The sequence below is a fragment of the Streptomyces sp. NPDC034670 genome (assembly GCF_055574875.1).
Window position 1 is genome coordinate 45,386 of record NZ_JBVITR010000004.1, and the last position, 10,436, is coordinate 55,821.

The window sequence follows — 10,436 nt, forward strand, 5'->3', positions numbered from 1 at the left end:
GTCACGGGACTTCGGGGCTGTTTACTTCAGGCCGATCTTTTCGCAGGCGGCCTTGTACTTGTCCGTGCAGATCTCCTGGACGGTGTAGATGCCGTCCTTGATCAGGGTGTCGTTGATGTTCTCCTGGGTCAGCGAGATGACCGGGACGAGAACGGAGGGGACGCCCTTGGTGGTCGGGCTGTCGACCTTGTCCTTGGCGATGGAGTCCAGCGACTTGCCCTGGGCGAGCGCGACGGCCATCTCCGCGGCCACGTCGGCCTCCTGCGGGTACGGCTTGTAGACGCTCATGTACTGCTCACCGGTCACGATGCGCTGCACGCCCGCGAGTTCGGCGTCCTGGCCGGTGACCGGGATGTCGTCGATGCCGGCGGCCTTCAGGGCGGTGATGATGCCGCCCGCCATGCCGTCGTTGGCGGAGTAGACGCCGACGATCTTGTCCTTGCCGAGGGCGGAGATGGCGCCCTCCATGTTGGCGTTGGCGTTCTCCGGCTTCCACTCCTTGGTGTCGTACTCGCGGCCGATCTTCACCTTGCCGTCGAGGACGGAGTGGGCGCCCTTCTTGAACTGGGCGGCGTTCGGGTCGGTGGAGGACCCGTTCATCATGACGATCTGGCCGTCCTTGGCCTTGTCGCCCAGCGCCTTGAGCAGGGCCTCGCCCTGGGTCTTGCCGACGGTCTCGTTGTCGAACGAGGTGTAGGCGTCGATCGGGCCCTCGGCCAGGCGGTCGTAGGCCACGACCGGGATGCCGGCGTCCTTGGCCTTCTTCACCGAGCCCGCGATGGCCTTGGAGTCCACCGCGTCCAGGATCAGCACGTCGACCTTGTTGGTGATCATCGTGTCGACCTGCTGGTTCTGCAGGGTGGCGTCCTGCTTGGCGTTGGCGTAGACGACCTCGCCCTTGTTGTTCGTGAGCTCCTTGACCTTCTTCTCGATCAAGGGCTTGTCGAACTTCTCGTACCGCGCGTTCTGGTTCTCCGGCAGGAGCAGGCCGACCTTGATGTCGTCGCCCTTGGCGGCGGCGGAACCGCCGGACTCCTTCTTGTCGCCCGACTCGGCGGCGCTGCCGCAGGCGGCCAGCGAGACGGCCATCGCACCCGCGGCGACGGCGACGGCGGCACGACGCATACGCTTGTTCACTTCTTCAAACCTCCCTGACGAGGCCGCGTCGTTGCGGCCGAGGTGGATGGAAGTCAACTCGGCCGCTTGTGCGACGTCAAGAAGTAAATCCTTAACGAGATGGCAACGGTGCCATCCGTTCTCTAAGTGAAGGCAGGAGCGGCCATCGCCGGCGACCCGACGGCGGTTCCGTCCAGAAGGGTCGAATCGCCCATCTCGCTCAGTGCGAGGGCGAGCGCCCCGAGCACCTCCGCACGGCCGCCCAGCGCCCCGGGCAGGACGGACAGTTGGCGCGCGGCGCTGGGGATCGCGTAGCGGCCGACCGACTCCCTTATCGGCCCGAGCACCAGCTCACCGGCCTCCGCGAGGTCGCCGCCCAGGACCACCCGGCTCGGGTTCAGCAGGTTGCAGAGGTTGGCGACCCCGCTGCCGATGTGGCGGCCGACGTCGGCGATCACCCGGCGGCACCCCGGGTCGCCGTCCCGCGCCAGCCGCACGACGTCCTCCATCGTCAGATCGGTGCCGTGGCTGGGCTGGAGCAGCGGCAGCACGTAGCGCGCGGCCGTGAAGGTCTCCAGGCAGCCGCGGTTGCCGCAGCGGCAGACGGGGCCGGACTCGTCGAGCGTGATGTGCCCGATCTCCCCCGCGGTGCCGCCGGGACCGCGGTAGATCTTCCCGCTGATCACCAGGCCCGCGCCGACGCCGCTGGCCACCTTGATGTACGCCAGGTCGCGCACGCCCCGGCCGCTGCCCCAGACCATCTCGCCGAGGGCGCCGAGGTTGGCGTCGTTGTCCACGTGCACCGGCACGCCGAGCCGCCCCCGCAGCTCCTCGGCGGGCTTGGCGCCGGTCCAGCCCGGCAGGATCGCGGTCGAGCCCAGGCTCCCGGACTCCACGTCGATCGGCCCGGGCACGCCGAGGCCGATCCCGGCGACCTTGGACCGGTCCACCCCGGTGGCCTCGATCAGCCGGTTGACGAGCCGCTCCGCCCGGTCGAAGCCCTGCGTCGAGGAGGCGTCCACGTCCAGGGGCTCGGACTCCTCGGCCAGCACCTGGTGGGCGAGGTTCCCGACCGCGACCCGCAGGTGCGTGTGCCCGAAGTCGATGCCGATGACGATGCCGGCGTCCCCGCTCAGCGAGACGCTGCGCGCCCGGCGTCCGCCCGCCGACGTGGGCGTGACCTCGACCGTCCCGCTGCCCTTCAGTTCCCGGACGATGTTGGAGACCGTCGCCGCGGACAGGCCCGTCGTCCTCGCGATCTCGGCCTGGGTGAGGGAACCCGCAAGACGTACTGCCCGGACGACCCGCTCCAGGTTGGCTCGGTGCAGTGATGACTGCGACCCCGGAGTCTCCACGACGACCTCCTGCGCGCGGGGTCGCTTCGACGAGACCCCGTTCATGTCCAACTAGTGAACTCTAAGCTGAGCTGTTCGGGTTGCCTCCCGTCAAGAGGTTGAACCGTTTCCGGGCACATCCGGGTGCGCGGACACATACACGAACGCCGCTCCCGGGAGCGGGAGCGGCGCGTGCGGGGGCGGCTTCGGAGGGTTACTTCAGCGCCCCCGCGGTGAGGCCCTGCACCACCTGGCGCTGGAAGACGACGTACGCGGCGAGCACCGGGAGCATGGCCATCACCAGGCCCGCGAAGAGGCCGGACCAGTCCCCCTTGTAGCCCTGGCTGACGGCCAGCTGCACCAGGCCCTGGGTGAGGACGTGCTTGTCCTCGTCCGTGTTCAGCACGGTGGGCAGCATGTACTGGTTCCACTGCCCCAGGAAGTTGAAGATGCCCACGCTGATCAGGCCCGGCCTGGCCATCGGAAGCATGATCTGGAAGAACGTCCTGGTGTGCGAGGCCCCGTCCACGCACGCGGCCTCCGCCACCGAGCCGGGCAGGCTCCGGAAGAACGCGGTGAGGAAGAACACCGTGAACGGGAGCGAGTAGGCGATGTAGACCAGGATCAGCCCGTGGATGGTGTTCAGCAGTCCCATGTTGTTGACGACGTAGAACAGCGGGACCAGGGCGAGCATGACCGGGAAGCTCATGCCGCCGATGAACAGGTAGTAGACGAACCGGTTTCCCGGGAAGTCGAAGCGGGCGAGCACGTAGGCCGCCATCGAGCCCAGCACCAGCGTGCCGACGAGGGAGCCGCCGACCACCAGGACGGTGTTGAGGAAGTAGTCGCTCATGCGGGCCTGGGTCCAGGCCCGCGACCAGTTGTCGAAGTGCAGCCTGTCCGGCAGCGACCAGGGCGAGCCGAAGATGGCGGCGTCGTCCTTGAAGGACGTCATCACCGCCCACACCAGCGGCATGACCACCATGACCGCCCAGACGGCGAGGATCCCGTGCGAGAAGGCGTCGAGGACGGTGCCCTCTCTCCTCTCCCGGGGCGGCGCGTCCGCCGGGACGCCGGTCCCGGTGGGGGCGGCGCCCGGCTCGGCGGGGACGGGGGGAGGCGTCTCGGTCGTCTTCATCGTTCAGTACTCCAGCCGCTCGCGCCGCCCCAGCCGCATCACGGCGGCGGCGAAGGCCAGCGTGACGACGAGCAGGGCGACCCCGATGGTGGTGGCGTAGGCGGCCTGGCCGTCGCGGAAGGCCTTCTGGTACACGTACAGGACCAGGACCGTGGTCGAGTAGTCGGGACCGCCCGGACCGGTCGTCATGATCTGTACGACTGCGAACGACTCGGCGCCCAGGGCGAGGATGCCCATGTAGACCCAGCCCGACTGCACGGTGTCCCACAGCAGCGGCAGGGTGAGGCGGAAGAAGGTGGTGACCCGGTTGGCCCCGTCCAGCAGCGCGGCCTCGTACAGCTCCACCGGGATGGACGCCATGCCCGCGGAGAAGAGGACCACGAAGAAGCCGACCGTGGACCAGACGAGCACCGCCATGACGGCCCACAGGGCGAGGTCCGGGTCGCCCAGCCAGAGCGGCTGGACGCCGTCGAGCCCGACCGCCCGCAGGACCGAGTTGATCGCACCGCTGTCCGGGTTGTACGCGAACGCGAACAGCAGGGCGACGATCGCGATCGAGAGCACCTGCGGGAAGAAGTAGACGATCTTGTAGAAGGCGGAGCCGCGGACCCCGGAGACCACCGGACCGCCGCGCCGCCGCCGGCCGCCCGCATTGATCATGAAGGCGAGGAAGAGGGCCAGGCCGATCGTCACCACCGGCAGCAGCAGGGCGAACAGCAGGCTGTGCCGCAACGACTTCCAGAAGATGGCGTCGTCCAGCATCCGCTCGTAGTTGGCGAACCCCACCGTCGAGAAGTCGGGGCTCAGCCCGGTCCAGTCGGTGAACGAGTAGTAGATCGACTGGACGAACGGCCAGACGACGAAGAGCCCGTACAGCCCCAGGGGGACCGTCAGGAACCCCACGACGAACCGGTACTTGCCGTGCTGCATCGCTACCGACCCCGTTCCGCGCGCGGGTGCCGCCGGGGTCCGTCCGGCACGGGTGCGCCGGAGGGACCCCGGTGACGGATCCTCACCGGTGCTTGTAGTGCTTGATCGACGGGTCCTTGGCGGTCTCGTCGGCGAAGCCCTGGATCTTCTTGATCGCCTCGGCCGGGGTGATGCGGCCCGCCATCATCTCGCCGAGTCCGGACACGCCGATCTTCTCCTTCTGCAGCTGCACGTACCAGTCCGGCAGGCGCGGGTTCACCACGTTGTCACCCGCCTTGTCCAGCGCGGCGACGCCGGACTTCAGTCCGGGCGTGAGGTCGACGCCGTCGGTGCCGCCGTCGTACGCCGTCAGGGACTTCACCTTGCCGGTGAAGTTCCTCGAGGACGCCTCGCTGAGCAGGATGCGCAGCTGCTCCATGCCGCCGGCCGCGTTCCTCGCCCTGGCCGGGACGATGAAGGGCTCGCCGCCGGAGGCCCAGAGGGTGCCGAAGGGCATCCTGTCGGAGGAGTCGAGACCGGTGGGGGCGGAGACGGCGAGGCCGAAGTCGGCGGGGATGACGTTCGCGGACTCGTTCTCCACCCAGGAGCCGTTCGGGAGGAACAGCGCCTTGCCCCGGGCCCAGGCGCTCTGGGACTGGATGTGGTCCAGGCCCGGGGTGCCCCTGAGGACGTACCCCTTGCGGTGGAGCTCGTAGTAGGCCTCGAAGCACGCCTTGACCGCCGGGTGCCTCCAGGCGTTGGGCTCGAGGTTGTCGATGGCGTCGAGCACCTCGCGGCCGCCGACCTTGGCGATCATCGGGTAGAGCGAGAAGGGCAGGTAGTACGGGTACTTGCCCGCGTACGTCCAGCCCGCCATGCCCTTCTTCCTGGCCTTCTCGCAGACCGCGAGCATCTGGTCCCAGGTCTCGGGGTACCGCTCGTCGAGCGCGTCCAGGGCCTTCTGCGAGTACCAGACGCCGTACACCGTGTAGGCGTAGTAGAGGACCCACACCTTCTCACCGTCGAACCGGCCCATCTCCACGATGCCGGGGCGCAGCGTGTCCCGGACCTTCCTGCCCGGGTCGTCGTACGAGGGGGCGTCCAGCAACGGGGTGAGGTCGGCGAGCTGGTTCTTGCCGGCCAGCACGCCCATGTCCATCTGCTCGGCACCGGAGTTGTCGATGAGGTCGGGCGGAGTGCCCTGGTTGAACCGCGGCTGCAGGGTGGACTGGATCTTTTGGGTGGCGGAGAAATCGACCTTCGCCCCCGGGAAGTCCTTCTCGTAGACCTTGACCGCGTCCTCGGCGTACTCCTTGCCGAAACCGCCGTCGAACAGCACGAATTCCATCCGCGCGCCGCCATTGACGCCCAGGGGGTTCTTCGCGGTCTTCTTTCCCGCCTCGGCCTTCTCCTGGCCGTCCCCGCCCCCGCTGGCACACGCGGACAGGAAACCCGTCACCGGTGCGGACATCAGGCCGAGCGCGGCGTACCGCTTGATCAGATCGCGGCGGCCGACGCCGGTGGTGCTCCCGTCGCCGGTGCCGGTGTTCTGGGCGGAAGTGGATCCCATGCTCAAGTCCTCGCCTTCTCCAGGACTCAGGCGGTGAACCGGATCCTTCCCGGCACCGCGTTCGGGTCAAGCTGGGTCGTGCAGGAAGTGCGGCCGGTGCGGGGTGCACCGGTGGTGCCCGGAGCGCCGCGGGCGCGGGACGTTCTTCGTCGTGCGCGTCGCTGATGATCGGGTGCTGTGATGAATGCCCCGAAGTGCCGACAGGTATAGTCCACTTCCCGCCAATGGAGCAAGATCGAACACAAGGTTCCCCGTGGGTCTTTTCCGAGTTGAGACCTCACGGAAATGCGAACGGCCGACGCTTTCCCGCCCGGAGAAAACCTCGCCACCGGATGGGAAGGGCACATTCAACACCCTTGACACCAGAGGTCACTTGGCCCACTACTGGTGCTTGCGCATCGAGGTTGACAACGTTGTCCAGCGCAGGGAGGGTGCTCGCGCATGCCACACAGGGTTCGGCACAGATGGGGGACGGCGGTCGTCGCGGCGACCGCCTTCGCTTTGGCCGCGGGCTCACCGGGAGCCGCGGTGGCACTGCCCCAGGCGCCGCCGAAGGCGGACCGGGAGTTCGCCTCGTCGTTCGAGTCCGGGGACCCCGCCCCGGACTGGTCGAACACCGTCGACACCACGCCGGGCGGCGACAAGCGCGCCTCGGGGGTCGACGGCGGCTTCACCTCCGGCATCCCGGGCAACGTCACCGAACGGGTCACCGACGTCCGGGCCAGTGGGGAGAACACCGGCGGCCGGGAGGTGAAGGACAACCTCTTCGACGGCGAGCCCGGCACCAAGTGGCTGACCTTCGCGCCGACCGGCTGGATCGAGTTCGCCCTGGACGAGCCGGAGAGGATCGTCGAGTACGCCCTCACCTCGGCCAACGACCACGCCGAGCGCGACCCCGTGGACTGGACGCTGAAGGGCTCGGCGGACGGCGAGGACTGGCGGACGGTGGACACCCGCTCCGGGGAGTCCTTCGCCGAGCGGTTCCAGACGAAGACGTACGACCTCGCCGAGGCGGCCGAGTTCCGGCACTGGCGGCTGGAGTTCACCAGGAACAACGGGGCGCGCGACGCCCTCCAGCTCGCCGACGTCCAGCTGTCCACCGGCATCGCCGGCCCCGTCCCCGAGGACATGCGCTCGCTCGTCGACCGCGGCCCGAGCGGCTCGCCGACGGCGAAGGCGAACGCCGGCTTCACCGGCAGACGGGCCCTCAGGTACGCGGGCCGGCACACCGCGCCGGGCCGGGCGTACTCGTACAACAAGGTCTTCGACGTCGACGTGAGGGTCGAGCGCGACACGGAGCTGTCGTACAAGATCTTCCCCTCGATGGCGGACCGGGACCTCGACTACGACGCCACGAACGTCTCCGTCGACCTGGCCTTCACCGACGGCACCCACCTGAGCGACCTCGGGGCGACGGACCAGCACGGTTTCCCGCTGACACCGCGCGGCCAGGGCGCGGCCGAGGTGCTGTACGTCAACCAGTGGAACAGCGTGCGGTCGGCGATCGGCTCGGTGGCCGCCGGCAGGACCGTCGACCGGATCCTGGTGGCGTACGACTCGCCCAAGGGCCCGGCGAAGTTCCGGGGCTGGGTGGACGACGTGGCGCTGAAGCGGGTCCCACCCGAACGGCCCAGGGCCCACCTCTCCGACTACGCCGTGACGACCCGGGGCACCCATTCCAGCGGCGCCTTCTCCCGCGGCAACAACTTCCCCGCGACCGCCGTGCCGCACGGCTTCAACTTCTGGACCCCGGTGACCAACGCCGGGTCGCTGAGCTGGCTGTACGAGTACGCGAGCGGCAACAACGACGACAACCTGCCGACGATCCAGGCGTTCAGCGCGAGCCACGAGCCGAGCCCCTGGATGGGCGACCGGCAGACCTTCCAGGTGATGCCGTCGGCCGCCGCCGGCACCCCGGACACCGGACGTGAGGCGCGCGAGCTGGCCTTCCGGCACGAGAACGAGACCGCCCGGCCGTACTACTACGGCGTGCGGTTCGAGAACGGCCTGAAGGCCGAGATGGCACCGACCGACCACGCGGCGATGATGCGCTTCACCTTCCCCGGCGACGACGCGAGCGTGATCTTCGACAACGTCAACGACCAGGCCGGCCTGACCCTGGACGAGGAGAACGGCACCTTCACCGGCTACTCGGACGTCAGGTCGCCGCTCTCCGTCGGCGCGACCCGGCTGTTCGTCCACGGCGAGTTCGACGCCGAGGTCATCGGCGGCGGCTCCAGCGGCGCCAGGGGCCACCTGCGCTTCGACGCGGGCCGGGACCGCACGGTCACCCTGCGCCTGGCGACCTCGCTGATCAGCGTCGACCAGGCGAAGGACAACCTGCGCCAGGAGATCGGCCGGCGCACCTCGTTCGAGCAGGTCAAGCGCGACGCCCGGCGCCAGTGGGACCGGATCCTCGGCAAGGTCGAGGTCGAGGGCGCCACGCCGGACCAGCTGACCACGCTCTACTCCAACCTCTACCGGCTGTACCTGTACCCGAACTCGGGCTTCGAGAAGGTCGGCGGGAAGCACAGGTACGCCTCCCCGTTCTCGAAGCCGGTGGGGGCCGACACCCCGACGCACGCCGGCGCGAAGATCGTGGACGGCAAGGTGTACGTCAACAACGGCTTCTGGGACACCTACCGGACCACCTGGCCGGCGTACTCCCTCCTGACCCCGTCCAAGGCCGGTGAGCTGGTCGACGGGTTCGTGCAGCACTACAAGGACGGCGGCTGGACCTCGCGCTGGTCCTCCCCCGGCTACGCCGACCTGATGACCGGCACCTCCTCGGACGTCGCGTTCGCGGACGCGTACGTCAAGGGGGTCCGCTTCGACGCCAAGGCGGCGTACGACGCGGCGGTGAAGAACGCCACCGTGGTGCCCCCGTCCTCGGGCGTGGGCCGCAAGGGCATGGCGACCTCGCCGTTCCTCGGCTACACCTCCACCGAGACCCACGAGGGCCTGTCGTGGGCGCTGGAGGGCTACCTCAACGACTACGGCATCGCGAAGATGGGCGAGGCCCTCCACGAGAGGACCGGCGAGGAGCGCTACCGGGAGGAGTCCGCGTACTTCATGGACCGCGCCCGGGACTACGTCAACCTCTTCGACGCGAAGGCCGGGTTCTTCCAGGGCAAGGACGCCCGGGGGAACTGGCGCGTGGAGTCCTCGAAGTACGACCCGCGGGTGTGGGGCCACGACTACACCGAGACCAACGGGTGGGGCTACGCCTTCACCGCCCCGCAGGACAGCCGCGGCCTGGCCAACCTCTACGGCGGCCGGGGCGGGCTCGCGGACAAGCTCGACGCGTACCTGTCCACCCCCGAGACGGCCTCCCCCGAGTTCAAGGGCTCCTACGGCGGCGTCATCCACGAGATGACCGAGGCGCGGGACGTCCGGATGGGCATGTACGGGCACTCCAACCAGGTCGCCCACCACGCTCTGTACATGTACGACGCGGCCGGACAGCCCTGGAAGACGCAGGCGAACGTGCGCGAGGTGCTGTCCCGCCTGTACACCGGCAGCGAGATCGGGCAGGGCTACCACGGCGACGAGGACAACGGCGAGCAGTCCGCCTGGTACCTGTTCTCCGCGCTCGGCTTCTACCCGCTGGTGATGGGCAGCGGCGAGTACGCCATCGGCTCCCCGCTGTTCAAGAAGGCGACCGTGCACCTGGAGAACGGCCGCGACCTGGTCGTCAGGGCGCCGGAGAACAGCGCGCGGAACGTCTACGTGCAGGGGCTGAAGGTCAACGGCAAGCGCTGGAACTCCACCGCGCTCCCCCACGCGCTGATCGCGAAGGGCGGCGTCCTGGAGTTCGACATGGGCCCGCGGCCGTCGGCGTGGGGCACGGGCGAGGACGCCGCGCCCGTGTCGATCACCCGGGACGACGAGGTGCCCGCGCCCCGCAGGGACGTGACCGAGGGCGGGGGCGCCCTGTTCGACGACACCTCGGCGACCGGCGCCACGGTGTCCACCGTGGAACTGCCCGTCACCGGGGAGACGAAGGCGGTGCAGTACACGCTGACGTCCTCGGACCGCGCCGAGGCGCCCACGGGCTGGGTGCTGCAGGGGTCGGCCGACGGGACGGCGTGGCAGGACCTGGACGAGCGGGCGGGCGAGTCCTTCCGCTGGGACCGGCAGACCCGGGCCTTCTCCGTCGGCGCACCCGGGACGTACCGCCACTACCGGCTGGTGCTGACCGGTGAGGCCGCGCTGGCGGAGGTGGAGCTGCTGGGCTGACCCGTCCGGGACGCTCCGGCGGGGGGGGGGGGGGGGAGGGCACCCCCCCCCCCCCCCCCCCCCCCCCCCCCCCCCCGAAGGGGGTCGCGGAGACAGGTTGGGGGGGGCTCCCCCAGCGGGTTCCGGTCCA

6 protein-coding genes are annotated in these 10,436 nt (G+C 69.5%); 1 reads left to right on the top strand and 5 read right to left on the bottom strand.

The features are described from left to right. Positions 1 to 21: 21 nt before the first annotated feature. The 5 genes from ACZ56B_RS04095 to ngcE all read right to left on the bottom strand — a co-directional run bounded on the left by ACZ56B_RS04095 (position 22) and on the right by ngcE (position 6,067). A complete protein-coding gene (locus tag ACZ56B_RS04095; protein ID WP_468786340.1) occupies positions 22 to 1,125 on the bottom strand; it encodes an ABC transporter substrate-binding protein in 1,104 nt (367 codons plus the stop codon). A 134-nt stretch (positions 1,126 to 1,259) separates the two neighbouring features. Beyond that, a complete protein-coding gene (locus ACZ56B_RS04100) occupies positions 1,260 to 2,471 on the bottom strand; it encodes an ROK family transcriptional regulator (protein WP_468786342.1) in 1,212 nt (403 codons plus the stop codon). 193 nt (positions 2,472 to 2,664) lie between these two features. Then, a complete protein-coding gene (locus ACZ56B_RS04105) occupies positions 2,665 to 3,588 on the bottom strand; it encodes a carbohydrate ABC transporter permease (protein WP_468786013.1) in 924 nt (307 codons plus the stop codon). Positions 3,589 to 3,591: 3 nt separating this feature from the next. Beyond that, positions 3,592 to 4,518, bottom strand: a complete 927-nt coding sequence (locus ACZ56B_RS04110; protein ID WP_468786015.1) for a carbohydrate ABC transporter permease — start codon at positions 4,516 to 4,518, stop codon at positions 3,592 to 3,594. An 82-nt stretch (positions 4,519 to 4,600) separates the two neighbouring features. Next, the gene (ngcE, locus tag ACZ56B_RS04115) at positions 4,601 to 6,067 is read right to left on the bottom strand and encodes an N-acetylglucosamine/diacetylchitobiose ABC transporter substrate-binding protein (RefSeq protein WP_468786017.1); all 1,467 of its coding nucleotides are present in this window, start codon (positions 6,065 to 6,067) and stop codon (positions 4,601 to 4,603) included. Between the two features lie 441 nt (positions 6,068 to 6,508). Between ngcE and ACZ56B_RS04120 the strand changes: the two genes are divergently transcribed. Continuing rightward, the gene (locus ACZ56B_RS04120; RefSeq protein WP_468786019.1) at positions 6,509 to 10,306 is read left to right on the top strand and encodes a GH92 family glycosyl hydrolase; all 3,798 of its coding nucleotides are present in this window, start codon (positions 6,509 to 6,511) and stop codon (positions 10,304 to 10,306) included. Positions 10,307 to 10,436: the final 130 nt, after the last annotated feature.

Bases quoted from the DNA above. Each gene is read 5' to 3' on its own strand.
- ACZ56B_RS04095 (WP_468786340.1), bottom strand. From the start codon at position 1,125: ATGCGTCGTGCCGCCGTCGCCGTCGCCGCGGGTGCGATGGCCGTCTCG.
- ACZ56B_RS04105 (WP_468786013.1), bottom strand. From the start codon at position 3,588: ATGAAGACGACCGAGACGCCTCCCCCCGTCCCCGCCGAGCCGGGCGCC.
- ACZ56B_RS04120 (WP_468786019.1), top strand. From the start codon at position 6,509: ATGCCACACAGGGTTCGGCACAGATGGGGGACGGCGGTCGTCGCGGCG.
- ACZ56B_RS04110 (WP_468786015.1), bottom strand. From the start codon at position 4,518: ATGCAGCACGGCAAGTACCGGTTCGTCGTGGGGTTCCTGACGGTCCCC.
- ngcE (WP_468786017.1), bottom strand. From the start codon at position 6,067: ATGGGATCCACTTCCGCCCAGAACACCGGCACCGGCGACGGGAGCACC.